The sequence below is a fragment of the Paraburkholderia sp. RL17-381-BIF-C genome (assembly GCF_046026435.1).
Lineage (GTDB): Bacteria > Pseudomonadota > Gammaproteobacteria > Burkholderiales > Burkholderiaceae > Paraburkholderia.
This window is the reverse complement of record NZ_JARESX010000019.1, coordinates 15,516-33,146: the sequence shown is the minus strand read 5'-3', so window position 1 is coordinate 33,146 and position 17,631 is coordinate 15,516. Positions and strand designations below refer to the sequence as shown.

Here is a 17,631-nt window from a genome sequence, read left to right as displayed (position 1 = left end):
GTCAGAAATCCTTGCAAAGGCGCAGCGCGTCGTAGATCGCGCCGTGAATGTTGTGCATGGAAATGCAGTCGCCGACGCGGAACAGAAGGAAGCGGCCATTGCCGAGTTCTTCGCTCAAAGACGGTTGCGGCTCGGAGGCGAACAGCTTATGCACGTCGACCTGGCCGCGATTGACCGATTCCGGCTTGAGCTTCCAGTACAACTCGTCGTTCGGCGTGCTGCCGTTTTCGATCACCACCTGATCGACCGCGCGCTCTTCCTGCTCTTCGGTGTACTCGTTGCGGATCACGGCGATCTTCTTGCCGTCTTCCTCGTAGACCTTGTCGAGCCAGTAGTTCGGCGTATGGATCACGCCTTGCGCGTACAGACGCCGGTAGAAAATCGGGAACGTGGTGCCGCCCACGTCGTCGGCCACTTTCACGTCCGGCGTCACGATCTCGACATTCGAGCCGCGGCTCGACATGAAATCGGCCACGCCCGCGCCGGCATGCGTGCTGACGCCGTCGTACACCAGCACGTTCTTGCCCGGCTCCACCTTGCCCGACAACACGTCCCACGAACTGACGGCGAGACCTTCGTCGACGCCCCACGCCGCGACTTGCGACGTGAACGACGAGCCGCCCGTGGCGAGCACGACGATGTCCGGCTTCTCGGCCATGATGGTCTGCTCGTCGGCGGCGACACCGAGACGCCGGTCCACGCCGAGGCGCTTGGTCTCCATGTCGAACCAGCGCACGATGCCCGCCATCTGTTCGCGCTGCGGCGCTTTCGCGGCCAGCATGATCTGGCCGCCCACGTAGTCGTTCTTCTCGAACAGCACCACGTCGTGACCGCGCGACTTCGCCACGCGTGCCGCTTCGAGTCCCGCCGGACCCGCGCCGACCACGACCACCTTGCGCTTCGGCCCACGCGTTTTGGCGATCACGTGCGGCATCGTTTCTTCGCGCGAGGTCGCGGCGTTCTGCACGCACAGCACGTCGAGCCCGTTGTATTGACGGTCGATGCAATAATTCGCGCCGACGCACTGCTTGATTTCGTCCTCGCGGCCATCGCGGATCTTGATGACCATATGCGGATCGGCAATCTGCGCGCGCGTCATGCCGACCAGATCGACCATGCCGCTGGCGAGCAGGCGCTCGGCCTGGCCCGCGTCGCGAATGCTTTGCGCGTGCATGACGGGCAGCTTGACCACCGATTTGATACCGGCCGCGAGATGCACGAACGGCTCGGGCGGCAGCGCCATGGGCGGCATGCAGTTGGCAAGCGTGTTGTGCGTGTCCGCACCCGAACCGATCACGCCGAGGTAGTCGATCAGGCCGGTTTCGCTCATGGCCTGAGCGATCTCTTTCAGTTGCTCGTGATCGAGCCCGTCTTCATGGAACTCGTCGCCGCACATGCGCAAGCCGACGCAGAAGTCCGCGCCTACCGCTTCACGCACGGCCTTCAATACTTCAGTGCCGAAACGCAGGCGGTTTTCCAGCGAACCGCCCCATTCGTCGGTACGGAAGTTGGTGCGCGGGCTCCAGAACTGGTCGATCAGATGCTGGTGCGCGGCCGAGATTTCGACCCCGTCCATGCCCGCATCTTTCACGCGCTTCGCCGCGGCCGCGAAATCGCTGATGATGCGGCGAATTTCCTCGACCTCGATGATCTTCGCATTGCCGCGGTGCACCGGCTCCCGCACGCCGGAGGGCGACATCAGATGCGGCCAATGCTCGCCGTGAAACGCCGAGCGGCGTCCCATATGCGTGGCCTGGATCATGATCTTCGCGCCATGCGTGTGCATCGCTTCGGCGAGCCGCGCAAGCGGGTCGATGATCTTGTCGGTCGACAGATTCACCGACTTCCACCAGCCTTGCGGGCTGTCGATCGACACCGGGCTCGAACCGCCGCACACAGCAAGGCCGACGCCGCCCTTGGCCTTCTCCTCGTAGTAACGGATATAACGGTCGCCAGGCAGTCCGCCCGGTTCCGCATAGACCTCCGCGTGCGCGGTGCTGACGATACGGTTGCGCAAAGTCAGCTTGTTCAGCGTGAGAGGCTTGAAAAGGTTCGGGTAACGCATCGCGATCGACCTCGGAATGAATTGCTTGTTGCGCTGTGCCGTGCGCCGTGGTGGAAGCCGTTTATGTGTGTGCTTACGGTTGCGCTTACGATGCGAGCGGCGACACTTCGAACACACAGTGTTCGTGGCCTTCAGCGGCGCATTGCGCTTCTCTGGAATGCGATGGCGGGCCCTTGCGCGAGGCGTCCGGCGCGGTATCGTTGACCCAGTCCATCGCCCCCGCGAACCAGCCGGCGAACATGTAGCAAAGCTTGCCCACCTTGCCCGGCTGCGCCAGCACGAACGACGAGTGATGCAACTCGATGCGCGCACGCGAGCTCGACGGATCGGCTTCGGTGATCGTGAAGATGCCCCAGCCGCGTTGCGACAAACGCTTCAGGTAATGCTCGAACACCGCCATGCCCGCCATGCCGTGCTGCTTCGCTTCCTTGTCGCACCAGAAATACGCGGACTTGTAGCCGGCCTTGTAGAGAATCTCGGCATACGTATCGAGTCCGAGGGCCTCTTCCACAGCGGTGTGGTTGTTCGTGAAGAAGTGACGCGGTACGTACAGCATCGGCAGCGCGTCGGTGGTCCAGACGCCGGTATTTGCGTCGACGTCGATAGGCAGTTGGGGTTGCATGTGGAGGCTCCGTTTTTATCTGTGGGATAGGTGTCGATTCAGGCAGCGGTCAAACCTTCCAGACTTCGCCGAATACCCGTACCCAGTTTTCGCCCATGATCTTCTTGATGCGCGTTTCGCTCCAGCCGGCGCGTTCCATCGCGGCCGTCAGGTTCGGAAACTCGCCGATCGTGCGAATGCCTTCCGGATTCACGACCTTGCCGAAGTTCGTCAACTGGCGATAGCGGCCCTTGTCGTGCGTGATCCAGTCGAAGAATTCCGTGCTGTAGCCTTGCGTGAAGTCCGTGCCGATGCCGACCTGGTCTTCGCCGATCAGGTTCACCACGTACTCGATCGCTTCGATATAGTCTTCAACGGTTGCGTCCGGACCGCGCTTGAGGAACGGCGCGAACATCGTCACGCCGACGAAACCGCCCGCGTCCGCGATCTCTTTCAGTTGCTCGTCGCTCTTGTTGCGCGGATGTTCTTTCAGGCCCGACGGGCAGCAATGCGAATAGCACACGGGCTTGTTCGAAGCCGCGATCGCTTCGGAAGAAGTCTTGCCGCCCACGTGCGAGAGATCGACCATGATCCCGACGCGGTTCATCTCCTGAATCACCTCGCGGCCATAGCCCGACAGACCGCCATCGCGCTCATAGCAACCGGTGCCCACCAGGTTCTGCGTGTTGTAGCAAAGCTGCACCACGTTCACGCCGAGGTCCTTGAACGCCTCGATATAGCCGAGGTTGTCCTCGAAAGCATGCGCGTTCTGGAAGCCGAAAATGATGCCCGTCTTGTTCTCTTTCTTCGCGCGCAAGATGTCGTCGGTCGTGCGCACGAGCGTCAGGATCTCGCCGTATTCGCGGATCTGCTGCTTCATCTCGGCAATGTTATCGACGGTCTTCTGGAAGCTTTCCCAGACCGAGACCGTGCAGTTCACCGCGGTCACGCCGCCTTTGCGCATATCCTCGAACACCGAGCGCTCGAACTTCGAAATGTTCAGACCGTCGATGATGATGCTGTTGTCGTGCAAAGTGCTCATCGTTTGCTCCAGGCGTGCTTAGTAGATGGGAAAGCGTTCGCACAGCGCGAAAATCTCGCGGCGTACGCGTTGTTCAGTTGCGGCATGGCCTTCCGGGTGATCGCGCAGCGCATCGAGCACCTCGACGATCAGACGCCCGACTTCGCGGAATTCGCTCACGCCGAAGCCGCGCGTGGTGCCCGCGGGCGTGCCGAGGCGAATGCCGGAGGTGATCGTGGGCTTCTCGGTATCGAAGGGAATGCCGTTCTTGTTGCAGGTAATGCCCGCGCGCTCCAGCGCCTGCTCGACCTGATTGCCCTTGAGGCCCTTCGGCCGCAGATCGACCAGCAACAGATGGTTGTCGGTGCCGCCCGTCACCAGATCCACGCCGCCGGCCTTTAGCACCTCGCCGAGCGTCTGCGCGTTGGCGAGCACGCTGTCGATATAGGTCTTGAAGCCGGGTTGCAGTGCTTCGCCAAATGCAACCGCCTTGCCGGCGATCACGTGCATCAGCGGGCCGCCCTGCAAGCCCGGGAACACGGCCGAGTTGATTTTCTTGGCAATGTCTTCGTCATTCGTCAGCACAAAGCCGCCGCGCGGGCCGCGCAGTGTCTTGTGCGTGGTCGAGGTGACCACATGCGCATGCTCGACCGGATTCTGATGACGCCCCGCCGCGATCACGCCTGCGATATGCGCCATATCCACCATCAATTTGGCGCCCACGCCGTCGGCGATCGCGCGCAGCCGTGCAAAGTCCAGCGCCCGCGGATAAGCCGAGAAGCCGGCGATCAGCAACGCAGGTTTGTGCTGCTGCGCGAGTTCCTCGATCTGCTCGTAATCGATCAGCATCGTGTCGCGATTGACACCGTACTGCACCGCGTTGAACCATTTGCCCGACATGGCCGGCTTGGCGCCGTGCGTGAGGTGGCCGCCCGCGTCGAGCGACATGCCGAGCACCGTGTCGCCCGGCTTCACCAGCGCGAGCATCACCGCGCCGTTGGCCTGCGCGCCGGAATGCGGCTGCACGTTGGCGAACTTCGCGTTGAACAACTGCTTGATGCGATCGAGCGCGAGCGTTTCGATCACGTCGGCGTATTCGCAACCGCCGTAGTAACGCTTGCCCGGATAGCCTTCCGCATATTTGTTGGTCAGCACCGAGCCCTGTGCTTCGAGCACCGCGCGCGACACGATGTTTTCCGACGCGATCAGTTCGACTTGCGACTGCTGGCGCTCGAGTTCTTTCAAAATAGCGCCGCGCACCGCCGGATCGCGCGTGGCCAGCGATTCTTCGAAGAAAGGATTCGGGTTCGACATGGAAGGTCCGTGGAGTCGTTGACGGAAGGCCGGAAGCCGCGCCTGGGACTCGCTTCGCCCCTGCTGCTACCGGTGTGCATTGCGTCTATTCTTGACGCTCGCCCCGCGCGTCAATTTATGAATTCAGACGCGTTCTTTGCCTTTTCCGCCATAAGCGTCCTTTTTTCACAAGTCGGCCCTTGCCCGCGTTCTACCGATTGCCGCACGAGCGTGCTTTGCGGCGGATCATGCTGCACTGCACCTGAACGCCGTGCGCAATTCGGGTGCGCCAATGAACCCTGTCAGCGCCGTTCTGGTGCCGTTTGGTTAGCTATCCGACTGGAATGATGGGTAACCAGGGGTTTAGCCTGATGGCACGGTAGTTGCCCTAGTCCTCAGAATTACAGAAGTCGCTGCTCCCCACGGCGACGCGACATTACAGATTCGAAGGAATCATTCCTCCCATGTCCACCGATCGCACGGCATCGTTGTCGCATTTCGCATTCATGCCGGTTCCCAACTTCACCATGATTGCGTTCACTAACGCGATCGAAGTCCTGCGCATGGCGAACTATCTGACCGGCCAAACGCTTTACCGCTGGTCGATCGTGAGTCCGGAAGGCGGTCCGGTCATGGCGAGCAACGGCTTGTCGGTCGATACGGGACCGGTGGAATGCGTCGGTCAGCCCGATATCGTGTTCGTGGTCGGCGGCATCGACGTGCAGCATGCGACCACGCCCGCCCATCTTTCCGCACTGCGCCGCTTTGCCCGTATGGGCAGCGTGCTCGGCAGCCTGTGCACCGGCACGTACGCGTTGGCGCGCGCCGGTCTGCTGGCCGGGTATGCGTGCGCGATTCACTGGGAGAACATGTCGGCGCTCAAGGAAGAGTTTCCCGACACGCGCTTTCTGAAAGAACTGTTCGTGATCGATCGCGATCGCGTCACGTGCACCGGCGGCGTGGCGCCGCTCGATATGATGCTGAACCTGATCGCGCCGCGCGTCGGCACTGCGCGCGTCACGCAGATCGCCGAGCAGTTCATTGTCGAACATGTGCGCGACACCAGCGCGCAACAGAAAATGCCGCTAGTGGCGCGGCTCGGCTCGGCCAACAAGTCACTTTTCGAAGTGATCGCGCTGATGGAGAACAACATCGAAGAGCCGCTCTCACGCGAAGAACTCGCGCGGCTCGCCGGTATGTCGCAGCGCCAATTGCAGCGGCTGTTCCGCGAACATCTGGGGATGACGCCGACGCATTACTATCTGACGCTGCGTTTGCGGCGCGCGCGCGAGTTGCTGTTGCAAACCGACATGTCGATCATGCACATCACGATGGCATGCGGCTTCCAGTCGGCCTGCCACTTTTCGAAAAGCTACCGCGATGCGTTCGGCACGGCGCCGACGCGAGAACGACGCAAGCAGGCGCCGTCGCTGGCGGTGGCGCCGGTGCTGGCGGCTTGAGGCGGCGGCGTTTCCATCAGCGGAGCGCACTCAGTACATCAGCGCACCGTCCATTCAGCGGATGACGGAACGCAGGCCGCAATTGTCATAGCGCGGCCAGCCACGCCGCTGCATCCCGCACGACGGGATCCCAGTCGCCCTCCCGCGTTTGCCGCAACAGCGTCGCGCTTTCGATCCAGTTGGACGTGCTTCCCGAATGGCCCCAACGCCAGTCGCCGGACGTGTTGACCGGCACGCAAGTCAGTTTGCCCATCATCGCGGCGAGATTGGCCACGGCCGAATCAACCGCGAACACAGCGTCCAGTTCGCCGATGCATGCGGCGGTGTCATCGAAAAGGTGGATGCCGGGCAGATAGCGCTCGACCGTGGCGGGCGGCATGCCTGCTGCCGCCTCGGCAAGCGGATGATGCAGATTCACGAAACAGATTCGCCCGGTCAGCGCGGGATCCGTCACGAGCCGATTGAGCGCATCGAGCGGCAGGCTGCGTCGCGCAGCCCAGCACCGCATTGAGCTGCCGACATTGGACAGGTGGCGCTGGCCACAGTCCCAGAACAACCCGACGAGCTTCTTTCCGCGATGTTGCGCGCGCAACTGTCGCGCCCACGCTGCCGCAATCTGCCGCTTTGCCGGCGGAGCCCGTAGATACGCCTGAAACCGGTATGGACATGTCGTCTGCGCGGCGCGCAACACCGGCAAATGCAATAGCGTCGCGTATAAGTGCGGCGCGAATGCTTCCACTCGCGCGCGCACCGCGTCGGGCAGTGGGCCATGGGTCTGCAACGGACGCGCCGCGCTGACGACTTCGCAGTCGGGCAAGGACGCCTGCATGAGCGCATGGATCTGCGGGTCACAGGTAATCATCACCTGCGCACCGGCAGCGCGCCAGTCCGCCACGCAGGCGCCCAGCAGAAAGTTGTCGCCAAAACCGAGTTGGTGCACGACGAGCACCCGCCGGCCGCGCGGATCGGATTCGCCGTCCCACGCCGGGATGCCGGCCGGACGATAACTGCCGGCATCGCCAGAATCGTTGCGCCGGGTCCAGTGCTTAAAGCCACGCGGGTCGCCTGCCTTGAGCATCGCTTCGCCGAGAAGCTGTTCGGCGGTTGCCAGGACATTGGGCGTGCTCGTTGCCACCGGCCGTCGCGCCTCATCCAGCAACTGGATCGCGTGAGCGAAATGGCCTGCCATCATCAGGCTGTAGCCGAGACGCAGTTGGGCGAGCGCGGGATTATCCGCCATCGACGGGGCATGCGTTCTAGTCTCCACCGCCTCGGCATGCCGCCCCTGCAGATCCAGCGCAAACGCGCGCATGGCAAAAAAATGGTGGTCCTGAGTACCGAGTGCCAGCGCCCGGTCAGCCCAGTCAATGAGTTCGTCCTCGCGCTCGAGCGTGATCAGCACATCGCATATCTCGCGCAGAATCGCCAGGTTGTGAGGCTCGTGCTCATGACGCACGCATGCGTTTCGCAGTTGCCGCTCCAGATCGTTGGTCGGCGTCACTCGCACAATCCATCGCAAGCATTCTTCACCACGCTTTCGCACAGGTCGACGTATTGCAGCGCGGCCTCCGCGGTCAGCCCTATCACCATCATGTTCCGCACGAACTCCTGGGTGCTCCATAGGCGCCGGTAACGCTCGTACATCACCTTTACGCAGTCGAATTTGCGCTGATCGCAATAGATCTTCAATAGCATCAGGACCTCGTTGGAGCTGTAAGTCCCGATGTCCAGCTTACGCACCATATCCATCAGCATCTCGTCGCCGACGTGCCGCCACATGTTGAACACGGCGTGAAAACCGAAGGTCGGCCTGTCCGGCAGCACATGCTCATAAGCGAAGCGGATCGCGACTTCCTCGGGCGCAAACCGGATGCCGTATCCGCTTTCGAGCAAGGGCCTATATACGCGGCAGATCAGGTCGTCCTCGTTGACGCCGGGAAGGAATTCGAACCGTTCGTCCGCCAGCGCCTGCAACAGCTTTGTCGAACGCAGCGAGAACCCGCCGTTGCCCACGTTCATGCCATCGCGGTGGAACGGCCATTTCGCACCGATGTAGTCGTAGTCGAAAAACGTATCACTCCACGCCGCGGGGTCCAGCACATAACCGTCCCATTGAACGACGAGTACCCACGGTGTGGTCACATGGCCGAGCAGATGCTTGACCATGAAAGCCGAATAGTCTTCTTTGGACTGCAGGCGGGGAATCAGCACGGTACGTACAGAGGTGGGTACGGTCTCGTGAGTGAAGAGGATCGCGTCGGCAAAGTTGCACCGGGCCGCTGAGATCTCGAGCGCGCGCGCGGCGAATACGGGATTGATCGAATCCGCCGCACAGAGCGTCACATTGCGCAGATTCAGGGGGGAAGCGTTACTGCTCATCAGGACTATTCGGCCAATCGGTGCTTTATCGGTCTGCGCAATGCGCAAAGGGTTTCCCTCAGCAAAGCTGAATGGGCGCAACCCTCACGCTACGACTCGCGCCAGTCATCGGGCCGCTTCGTACCAAAGCTTTCAACTGCGACCGTTGCTCGCAGTTGCCCGACGACCGAGCACGCCTCGTCGCGAATAGCATGATCCTATACAAAGTTCACGCAAACCGAAGGATGACACGATGTCGCTGACGAAGGCTCGCCTACGCCGCGTTCAACAACCCATGCGGGTCGATCACGAACTTCTTCGGTGCACCGCCATCGAATTGGCGATAACCATCGGGCGCCTGGTCGAGCGACACCACCGTCACGTTGACGATATCCGCAATCGGCAAGCGGTCCCACAAGATCGCCTGCATCAGGTTCTGGTTGTACTTCATCACAGGCGTCTGTCCGGTATGGAACGAATGCGACCTGGCCCAGCCCAGACCGAAACGGATGCTCAGACTGCCTTTGCGCGCGGCGGCATCGGCGGCGCCGGGGTCGTCGGTCACGTAAAGGCCCGGAATGCCGATCGCGCCCGCAGCCCGCGTGATTTCCATCAGCGAATTGAGCACGGTGGCCGGCGCTTCCTCATGCGAGCCGCTGCTGCCGTGGCCGTGTGCTTCGAAGCCGACGCAGTCCACCGCGCAATCCACTTCGGGCCGGCCAAGAATCTGTTCGATCTGCTCGCCCAGCGTGGCGTCCTTCGACAGATCCACGGTCTGGAAACCCATCTTGCGCGCATGCGCGAGACGCTCCTCGTTCATATCGCCGACGATCGTGCAGGCCGCGCCCAACAAGCGCGCCGAAGCGGCCGCCGCCATCCCCACCGGCCCCGCGCCCGCGATATAGACGGTCGCGCCGGGCTTCACGCCGGCCATCACCGCGCCGTGATAGCCGGTCGGCAGAATGTCGGAGAGGCACGTGAGATCGCGGATTTTCGACAGCGCCTGCGCGCGATCGGGGAATTTCAGCAGATTGAAGTCGGCGTACGGCACCATCACGTATTCGGCCTGGCCGCCGATCCAGCCGCCCATGTCCACATAACCATAAGCACCGCCGGCACGCGAAGGATTCACGTTCAGGCACACGCCGGTATGCTGCGCCTTGCAGGTCGGACAGCGTCCGCAGGCCACGTTGAACGGCACCGAAACGAGATCGCCGATCTTCAGCGTTTCCACGTCGCGGCCAATCTCGATCACCTCGCCGGTAATCTCGTGGCCGAGCACGAGGCCGACCTCGGCGGTCGTGCGGCCGCGCACCATATGCTGATCGGAGCCGCAAATATTGGTGCTCACTACCTTCAGGATCACGCCGTGGCCGATCGAACGGCCACGCGGATCGACCATCTTCGGATAGTCGATCGACTGCACTTCCACCTTGCCCTGCCCTAGATACACGACGCCACGATTGCTGCTCATTGTCTGTCTCCATGTCTTGTGAGCGGCGTGCCCGGTTCAGTGCAGCACGCCGTTCAACGAGCGTAGCGCCCGCCGAACGAAGCGCATGTGCCGAACGCGACACGGGTTTGGCCGGAACCGACACGACCAGCGCAACCCGTATCCATGTTGATGCAACCCGCTTTTTATTGATTGACCGTTCAATATAAAAAACCTACCATAGCCACTCGAATCCACTCAGGCGGATCGTGTTTTCGTCTTGCGCAGTCCGCCCGAAGCTCATGCCAGCAATAGCGCCCGCACCATGCCCAAACTTGGAATGCGCGAAATCCGCCGCGCGCAACTGATCGACGCCACGCTCCTCACCATCGACCAGACCGGTCTCGCGGGAACCACGCTGGCTTCGGTCGCGCAGCGCGCGAGCATTTCCACCGGCATCGTCAGCCACTATTTCGGCGACAAGGACGGTTTGCTCGAAGCCACCATGCGGCACGTGCTGCGCGATTTGTGGCAAGCCACCTCGCGCCGGCGCCGGGCGGCCAAGGCGGATCCGCGTTCTAAATTACGCGCCGTGGTCGCCGCGAATTTCGACGCCGAGCAGACCAGCGGCCCGGTCATGAAAACCTGGCTGGCGTTCTGGACCGAGAGCATGCACAAGCCGCAATTGCGCCGGCTGCAATACGTGAACACGCGCCGCCTGAATTCGAACCTGTGCGCGGATTTTTCCAAGGCCATGCCGCGTGCCGCGGCGCGGCGCGCGGCGAGCGGCCTCGCCGCCCTGATCGACGGACTGTGGCTGCGCGGCGCGCTCTCGGGCGAGCCGTTCGACACTCGCGCAGCGCTGCGCGTGGCCAACGACTATATCGATCTGGTCCTCGCATCGCGCGATTAAGGACGCGGGCAGATCGGCGACATCTTCAGAAAGGAGCAAGTCATGGCGGTATTCGCAACGCAACGCCTCTATATCGGCGGCGCTTACGTCGACGCAACCAGCGGCGAAACCTTCGAGACGCACGATCCCGCCACCGGCGAGACGCTCGCGAGCGTGCAGCAGGCCTCGGCGGCCGACGTCGATCGCGCGGTGCAATCCGCGCGGGACGGGCAACGCGAATGGGCCGCGCTCACGGCCATGCAGCGTTCGCGCATTCTGCGCCGCGCAGTCGAGATTCTGCGCGAGCGCAACGACGAACTCGCCGCGCTCGAAACGCGCGATACGGGCAAGCCGATTGCCGAAACCCGCGCGGTGGATATCGTCACCGGCGCGGACGTGATCGAGTATTACGCGGGGCTCGCCACTGCCATAGAGGGTCAGCAGATTCCGCTACGGCCCACCTCGTTTGTTTATACGCGGCGCGAGCCGCTTGGCGTTTGCGCGGGCATCGGCGCATGGAACTACCCGATCCAGATCGCCTGCTGGAAGTCGGCGCCCGCGCTCGCGGCCGGCAATGCGATGATCTTCAAGCCGAGCGAGATCACACCGTTGTCGGCGCTGAAGCTCGCCGAGATCTATACCGAAGCCGGCGTGCCCGCGGGCGTGTTCAACGTCGTGCAAGGCGACGGACGGGTCGGCGCGATGCTCGCCGCGCATCCGGACATCGAGAAAATTTCGTTCACCGGCGGCATTGAAACGGGCAAGAAGGTGATGTCGCTCGCCGGCGCCTCGTCGCTGAAAGAAGTGACAATGGAACTCGGCGGCAAATCTCCGCTGCTCGTATTCGACGACGCCAACCTCGAACGCGCCGCCGACATCGCGATGAGCGCCAACTTCTTCAGCTCCGGCCAGGTCTGCACCAACGGCACACGCGTGTTCGTGCAACGTGGCGTGCTGGAACGGTTCGAGAAGCTGGTTCTGGAACGCGTCGAACGCATTCGCGTGGGCGCCCCCACCCACGCCGACACCAACTTCGGCCCGCTCGTGAGCGCCGCGCAATTGCAGAAAGTGCTGGGTTATATCGAAAGCGGCAAGCAGGAAGGCGCGCGGCTCGTGGCGGGCGGCAAGCGCCTCACCGAAGGGCATTTCGGCAATGGGCAGTATGTCGAACCGACCGTATTCACCGGCTGCCATGACGACATGCGCATCGTGCGCGAGGAAATCTTCGGCCCAGTCATGAGCATTCTCGTTTTCGACGACGAAGACGAGGCGATCGCGCGCGCGAACCACACCGCGTATGGCCTCGCCGCGGGCGTCGTGACCGAGAACCTGGCGCGCGCGCATCGCGTGATTCATCGTCTGGAAGCGGGGATCTGCTGGATCAACACCTGGGGCGAGTCGCCTGCGGAAATGCCGGTGGGCGGCTACAAGCAATCGGGTGTGGGCCGCGAAAACGGCATCACCACGCTCGAGCACTACACGCGCATCAAGTCCGTGCAGGTCGAACTCGGCCCGTATCAACCGGTGTTCTAAGGAGGCATGGCGATGGCTGCGAACGAATACGACTACATTATCGTGGGCGCGGGTTCGGCGGGCAACGTGCTCGCCTCGCGCCTCACCGAAGACGCGGACGTGACCGTGCTCCTGCTCGAAGCGGGCGGCCCTGACTACCGCTTCGACTTCCGCACGCAGATGCCGGCCGCGCTCGCCTATCCGCTGCAAGGGCGCCGCTACAACTGGGCGTACGAAACCGACCCCGAGCCGCATATGAACAACCGCCGCATGGAATGCGGGCGCGGCAAGGGGCTCGGTGGATCGTCGCTGATCAACGGCATGTGCTATATCCGCGGCAACGCGCTCGATTACGACGGCTGGGCTGCGCAGGCCGGCCTGGAAAACTGGACCTATCTGGATTGCCTGCCGTATTTCCGCAAGGCCGAGACGCGCGATGTGGGCGCCAACGCGTACCACGGCGGCGACGGCCCGGTGCATGTGACCACGAGCAAGCCCGGCAACAACCCGCTCTTCGCCGCGATGGTCGAAGCCGGTGTGCAGGCAGGCTTTCCGCGCACCGACGATCTGAACGGCTATCAGCAGGAAGGCTTCGGCCCGATGGATCGCACGGTCACGGCGAATGGCCGGCGCGCCAGCACGGCGCGCGGCTATCTGGATCGCGCGAAGGAGCGGCCGAATCTGACCATCGTTACGCATGCCGTGACGGATCGCGTGCTGTTCGCCGGCAAGCGCGCGCTCGGCGTCGCGTATCTGCAGCATGGCAACGCGGTGAATGCGCACGCGCGCCGCGAGGTGCTGGTATGCAGCGGCGCGATTGCTTCGCCGCAATTGCTGCAGCGCTCGGGCGTGGGCCGCTCCACGTGGCTGCGCGAACTCGATGTGCCGCTCGTTCACGATCTGCCGGGTGTGGGCGAGAACCTGCAGGATCATCTGGAGATGTATATCCAGTACGAGTGCAAGGAGCCGGTCTCGCTGTACCCGGCTTTGCAGTGGTGGAATCAACCGGCTATCGGACTTGAATGGATGCTGAACGGCACGGGTATCGGCGCGAGCAACCAGTTCGAAGCAGGCGGTTTCATCCGCACGCGCGACGACGATCTGTGGCCGAACATCCAGTATCACTTTCTACCCGTTGCGATCAACTACAACGGCTCGAACGCGATCAAGATGCACGGCTTCCAGGCGCACGTCGGTTCGATGCGTTCGCCAAGCCGTGGCCGCGTGAAGCTCACGTCGCGTGATCCGAACGCGCATCCGAGCATCCTGTTCAACTACATGGCCGATCCGCTCGACTGGCGCGAATTCCGCGACGGCATTCGCATCACGCGCGAGATCATGCGGCAACCGGCTCTCGATCGTTATCGGGGCCGCGAACTGAATCCCGGTGCCGAGCTGACTACCGACGAACAGCTCGACACTTTCGTGCGGATGCGGGCCGAGACGGCGTTTCATCCGTCGTGTTCATGCAAGATGGGCTACGACGACATGGCCGTGGTCGACAACGAGGGCCGCGTGCACGGCATCCAGGGATTGCGCGTGGTGGATGCGTCGATCATGCCGCGCATCACCACCGGCAATCTGAATGCGCCGACCATCATGCTGGCGGAAAAGATCGCCGACCGGATTCGCAAACGCGAGGCGTTGGCGCGGGTGGATACGCCCTATTTCGTGGCAAACGGCGTAGCGTCCCGCAAACGGGAGAGCGCGACGGTTTGACGCCGAAGCCCGCCTGCAAGATTTTCTTTACCCTCGCGCAACTTATACTCGATTGTCAGCGCGGCGCAAAAGCCGGATAGTGCGGCTTCATCCGCAGACAGACAATCAAGGAAACGCGAGCGATGAAGTTCAAAGCCCTCAGCCTCACGGCGGCCCTTTTCTTTACCCTGTGCGCGACCGCTCCGGCGAGTCGCGCAGCCGGCGATACGCAAGACAGCATTCAACGGACCGTCGACGCAGCGATCCGCCCGCTCATGGCGAAGGATGGCATTCATGGCATGGCGGTCGGCATCGTTGTCGGGGGCAAGCCTTATGTGTACAACTACGGCGTGGCGTCGACGGAAACCGGCAAGCCCGTGACGCGCGACACGCTGTTCGAACTCGGCTCGATCAGCAAGACCTTCACGGCGACACTGGCTTCGTATGCGCAGGTCAGTGGCGATCTTTCGCTGTCGGATGCGACGAGCAAATATCTGCCCATTCTCCAGGGCAGTCCGTTCGGCAACGTGAAGCTTGTCAATCTGGGCACGCATACGCCGGGCGGTCTGCCGTTGCAGGTGCCGGACGAGATCCATAACGACGATGAACTCATGCAGTATTTCAAGGCATGGCAGCCGAGTTGCGTGCCGGGCACATGCCGGACTTACACCAATCCCGGTATCGGCACGCTCGGCCTGATCACGGCAAAGAGCATGGGCCAGGATTTCACATCGCTGATGGAACAGCGACTGTTTCCAGCACTGGGGCTGAAGAACAGCTATATCGACGTTCCGCAAGCGCGAATGCAGGACTACGCGCAAGGCTATAAAAAGGATGGCGCGCCGATCCGCATGGCGCCCGGCGTGCTATCCGCGCAAGCGTACGGTGTGAAATCCAGCGCCGCTGATATCACGCGCTTTCTGCAAGCGAACATGAATCAGCTCCAACTCGATGCGAAGTTGCAGCTCGCGATCACGCAGACGCACACCGGCTACTTCAACGCAGGTGTGATGACTCAGGATCTGATCTGGGAGCAATACGCGTATCCGGTCGCGTTGAAGACGTTGCTGGCGGGCAATTCGTCGACGATGGCTTTAAAGGCGACGCCCGCCATCGAAATCAAGCCGCCGCTCGCGCCGCGACAGGATGTCTGGATCAACAAGACCGGTTCGACCAATGGGTTCGGCGCGTATGTGGCTTTCGTTCCGGAGAAGCAGTTAGGCATTGTCATGCTCGCCAACAAAAACTTTCCGATGGAGGACCGGGTGGCCGTGGCTCATAAGATTCTGACGCTGCTTGCTGGGGCGCGTTGAATAACGAAGTGGACATGGCGGGCGACAAGGACAAAATGCGGATGAGCACCGCCGTGGCATTCATCCTCTTTACATGACCGTGTCGCGTTCGGATGGAACGGCGTCATGGTGCGCGCGCCGTCCGCAAGAAGTGAACCTTCAATCCCGCACCGGACTCAACACCCCACGCGCATCCGTCTCAACCGCCTCCGACACCAGCGTCTCCAGCGCCAGCCCACGCGTTTCGATGCCGAGAATCCAGACCGCTGCCGCCGCGATCACGAAGCACATCGCGCCGAGTGAGAAGACACCGCCCTGGCCGAATATCGGCAGCACCACGCCCACCACATAAGGTCCGATCAACGAACCCACGCGGCCGATCGCCGACGCGAAGCCCGAACCCGTCGCACGCGCACCGGTCCCGTAAAGCTCGGGCGTATAGGTGTACAACACCGCCCACATCGCGAACAGGAAGAACTGCATCGCCAGCCCCGCACAGATCAGCAAGGTCGGCGTCTGCGCGTGCAGCGCGGTTTGCCCATATACGTAAGCCATCACCGCGCTGCCCGCGAGCGACGCAATGCAGGTCGGCTTACGCCCCCAGCGTTCCACCAGCCACGCCGCGCAAATAAACCCCGGAATGCCGCCGAGCGAAATCAGCACCGTGTACAGCACCGACTTGGTCACCGCGAAGCCGGCCTGCTGCATCAACGCGCCCAGCCACGACGTCAGCCCATAAAAACCGAGCAGCGCGAAGAACCACAGCGTCCACACCATGATCGTGCGGCGCCGGTATACGAGGCTCCAGATCTCACGAAACGCGCCCATGCTCTTCGCGGCAGGCGGCTCGGCGAGCATGGCCGGTGCGCGCAACTGGCTCAGGCCGGCCGCTTTCATCACCTTCACTTCGACTTCGGCGAGTATCTTGTCCGCTTCGTCGAGGCGGCCGCGATGCTCCAGCCAACGCGGCGATTCCGGCACCACGCGGCGCACGATCAGCACGAATACCGCAGGAATGGCGAGCAGCGCGAACTCGGTGCGCCAGCCGAACGTCGGCAGCACGAAGTACGACACCACGCCCGCGGTAATGAAGCCGAGCGGCCAGAACCCGTCCATCAACGCAATCAGGCGGCCGCGCGACGCAGCCGGCACGAACTCCGACAGCAACGTCTGCGCAATGGGAAACTCCATCCCCATGCCGAAGCCGAGCAGCACGCGATAAAAGATCAGGGCTTCGACGCTTTGCGCCGTGGAACACAGATACGATGCGAGCCCCCATAGCACCATGCTCCATTGAAACACCGGCCGGCGTCCGAAGCGATCCGCCAGCAATCCCGCAATCGCCGCGCCGATCACCATGCCGAAGAAGCTCGCGCTGGCCACCAGCCCCGCCGTCGCGCTCGATAAGCCGAATTCCGTCCTGATCGAACCGAGCACGAAAGTCATCGTGCCGAGATCGACGGAATCGAAAAAGAACGCAACGGCGATGATGATGAAAATGGTCCGGTGATAACCGGAGAACGGCAGTCGTTCGAGTCGGGCGGCTGCGCTCGCGCGCGGCTGATAAGCGGTAGACATGTCATCCCCTGGTTGATGCGGCGGCTGCCGCGTGGGTGCTGCGAGGAGATTTCAGTAGACGCCGACATAAATCGGCCACATAGAAGAAATACGTCATCGGGATGGAACGGGGGCGTCGTTCCATCCACGTGCGTCTCGAACGCTACGTCCGCAAACGCGAGCGCGCGGCACCGGCAATGCGCGCAAGCGTGTCCGCACTCAACCGCGCGGCGATCTTTTCGACGTATTCGTGATGACGCGCCTGCAGCGGCGCGCCGAGTTGCTGGGCAAGCAGATAACGGATCAGCGCGATGCGCCGGTGCCGCAGCACGATGCTCTGATCGAGCAGCGCGAGCGCGGCGTGCGCATCGCCCTCGTGGCACGCGCGCTCGGTGAGGCGCGCGGTGGCTAGACGTGTCGACGTCATGTCGGTCAATCAGCGCGAAAAAG

Annotated in this window: 14 protein-coding genes; 5 read left to right on the top strand and 9 right to left on the bottom strand. The window is 62.5% G+C overall.

Features of this window, described 5'->3' with window-relative positions; genetic code table 11:
* Position 1: 1 nt before the first annotated feature.
* From P0D70_RS14280 to P0D70_RS14265, 4 genes are all read right to left on the bottom strand, one after another.
* On the bottom strand, positions 2-2,065 hold the full coding sequence (locus tag P0D70_RS14280) for an NADH:flavin oxidoreductase (protein ID WP_091801474.1): 2,064 nt from the start codon (positions 2,063-2,065) through the stop codon (positions 2-4).
* Between the two features lie 85 nt (positions 2,066-2,150).
* A complete protein-coding gene (locus P0D70_RS14275) occupies positions 2,151-2,687 on the bottom strand; it encodes a DUF5943 domain-containing protein (protein WP_091801477.1) in 537 nt (178 codons plus the stop codon).
* 49 nt (positions 2,688-2,736) lie between these two features.
* Positions 2,737-3,708 carry a dipeptidase gene (locus P0D70_RS14270; RefSeq protein ID WP_007177107.1) on the bottom strand — a complete coding sequence of 324 codons (972 nt, stop codon included), beginning with the start codon at positions 3,706-3,708 and terminating at the stop codon, positions 2,737-2,739.
* Positions 3,709-3,726: 18 nt separating this feature from the next.
* A complete protein-coding gene (locus P0D70_RS14265) occupies positions 3,727-5,001 on the bottom strand; it encodes a serine hydroxymethyltransferase (RefSeq protein ID WP_408184969.1) in 1,275 nt (424 codons plus the stop codon).
* A 443-nt stretch (positions 5,002-5,444) separates the two neighbouring features.
* Between P0D70_RS14265 and P0D70_RS14260 the strand changes: the two genes are divergently transcribed.
* Entirely contained in the window at positions 5,445-6,440 is a 996-nt protein-coding gene (locus P0D70_RS14260; protein ID WP_091801487.1) for a GlxA family transcriptional regulator, read from the top strand.
* A gap of 85 nt (positions 6,441-6,525) precedes the next feature.
* Here the strand turns inward: P0D70_RS14260 and P0D70_RS14255 are convergent, their stop codons facing one another.
* The 3 genes from P0D70_RS14255 to fdhA form a co-directional block, all read right to left on the bottom strand.
* Positions 6,526-7,941, bottom strand: coding sequence for a hypothetical protein (locus P0D70_RS14255; RefSeq protein WP_408184968.1), 1,416 nt, complete (start codon positions 7,939-7,941; stop codon positions 6,526-6,528).
* Positions 7,938-8,819 (bottom strand): DUF5672 family protein, encoded by an 882-nt coding sequence (locus tag P0D70_RS14250; protein ID WP_408184967.1) that lies wholly within the window; start codon positions 8,817-8,819, stop codon positions 7,938-7,940. Before P0D70_RS14250 ends, P0D70_RS14255 begins: the two co-directional genes overlap by 4 nt.
* Positions 8,820-9,072: 253 nt before the next feature.
* Positions 9,073-10,272 carry a formaldehyde dehydrogenase, glutathione-independent gene (fdhA, locus tag P0D70_RS14245; RefSeq protein WP_408184966.1) on the bottom strand — a complete coding sequence of 400 codons (1,200 nt, stop codon included), beginning with the start codon at positions 10,270-10,272 and terminating at the stop codon, positions 9,073-9,075.
* A 283-nt stretch (positions 10,273-10,555) separates the two neighbouring features.
* Here fdhA and betI point away from each other — a divergent pair, with 283 nt between their 5' ends.
* The 4 genes from betI (at position 10,556) to ampC (ending at position 15,645) form a co-directional block, all read left to right on the top strand.
* On the top strand, positions 10,556-11,143 hold the full coding sequence (gene betI, locus P0D70_RS14240) for a transcriptional regulator BetI (protein WP_091801498.1): 588 nt from the start codon (positions 10,556-10,558) through the stop codon (positions 11,141-11,143).
* Between the two features lie 42 nt (positions 11,144-11,185).
* On the top strand, positions 11,186-12,655 hold the full coding sequence (gene betB / locus P0D70_RS14235; RefSeq protein WP_408184965.1) for a betaine-aldehyde dehydrogenase: 1,470 nt from the start codon (positions 11,186-11,188) through the stop codon (positions 12,653-12,655).
* A gap of 12 nt (positions 12,656-12,667) precedes the next feature.
* Complete coding sequence (gene betA, locus P0D70_RS14230) at positions 12,668-14,353, top strand: choline dehydrogenase (RefSeq protein ID WP_408184964.1); 1,686 nt, start codon at positions 12,668-12,670, stop codon at positions 14,351-14,353.
* 122 nt (positions 14,354-14,475) lie between these two features.
* Positions 14,476-15,645 (top strand): class C beta-lactamase, encoded by a 1,170-nt coding sequence (ampC, locus tag P0D70_RS14225; protein ID WP_408184963.1) that lies wholly within the window; start codon positions 14,476-14,478, stop codon positions 15,643-15,645.
* 138 nt (positions 15,646-15,783) lie between these two features.
* Here ampC and P0D70_RS14220 read toward each other — a convergent pair whose 3' ends face one another.
* A complete protein-coding gene (locus P0D70_RS14220) occupies positions 15,784-17,202 on the bottom strand; it encodes an MFS transporter (protein WP_408184962.1) in 1,419 nt (472 codons plus the stop codon).
* A gap of 142 nt (positions 17,203-17,344) precedes the next feature.
* The gene (locus P0D70_RS14215; RefSeq protein ID WP_091801516.1) at positions 17,345-17,608 is read right to left on the bottom strand and encodes a hypothetical protein; all 264 of its coding nucleotides are present in this window, start codon (positions 17,606-17,608) and stop codon (positions 17,345-17,347) included.
* Positions 17,609-17,631 lie beyond the last annotated feature (23 nt).

Coding starts and splice junctions, on each gene's coding strand:
- P0D70_RS14280 (WP_091801474.1), bottom strand. CDS start 2,065: ATGCGTTACCCGAACCTTTTCAAGCCTCTCACGCTGAACAAGCTGACT.
- P0D70_RS14275 (WP_091801477.1), bottom strand. CDS start 2,687: ATGCAACCCCAACTGCCTATCGACGTCGACGCAAATACCGGCGTCTGG.
- P0D70_RS14270 (WP_007177107.1), bottom strand. CDS start 3,708: ATGAGCACTTTGCACGACAACAGCATCATCATCGACGGTCTGAACATT.
- P0D70_RS14265 (WP_408184969.1), bottom strand. CDS start 5,001: ATGTCGAACCCGAATCCTTTCTTCGAAGAATCGCTGGCCACGCGCGAT.
- P0D70_RS14260 (WP_091801487.1), top strand. CDS start 5,445: ATGTCCACCGATCGCACGGCATCGTTGTCGCATTTCGCATTCATGCCG.
- P0D70_RS14250 (WP_408184967.1), bottom strand. CDS start 8,819: ATGAGCAGTAACGCTTCCCCCCTGAATCTGCGCAATGTGACGCTCTGT.
- fdhA (WP_408184966.1), bottom strand. CDS start 10,272: ATGAGCAGCAATCGTGGCGTCGTGTATCTAGGGCAGGGCAAGGTGGAA.
- betI (WP_091801498.1), top strand. CDS start 10,556: ATGCCCAAACTTGGAATGCGCGAAATCCGCCGCGCGCAACTGATCGAC.
- betB (WP_408184965.1), top strand. CDS start 11,186: ATGGCGGTATTCGCAACGCAACGCCTCTATATCGGCGGCGCTTACGTC.
- betA (WP_408184964.1), top strand. CDS start 12,668: ATGGCTGCGAACGAATACGACTACATTATCGTGGGCGCGGGTTCGGCG.
- ampC (WP_408184963.1), top strand. CDS start 14,476: ATGAAGTTCAAAGCCCTCAGCCTCACGGCGGCCCTTTTCTTTACCCTG.
- P0D70_RS14220 (WP_408184962.1), bottom strand. CDS start 17,202: ATGTCTACCGCTTATCAGCCGCGCGCGAGCGCAGCCGCCCGACTCGAA.
- P0D70_RS14215 (WP_091801516.1), bottom strand. CDS start 17,608: ATGACGTCGACACGTCTAGCCACCGCGCGCCTCACCGAGCGCGCGTGC.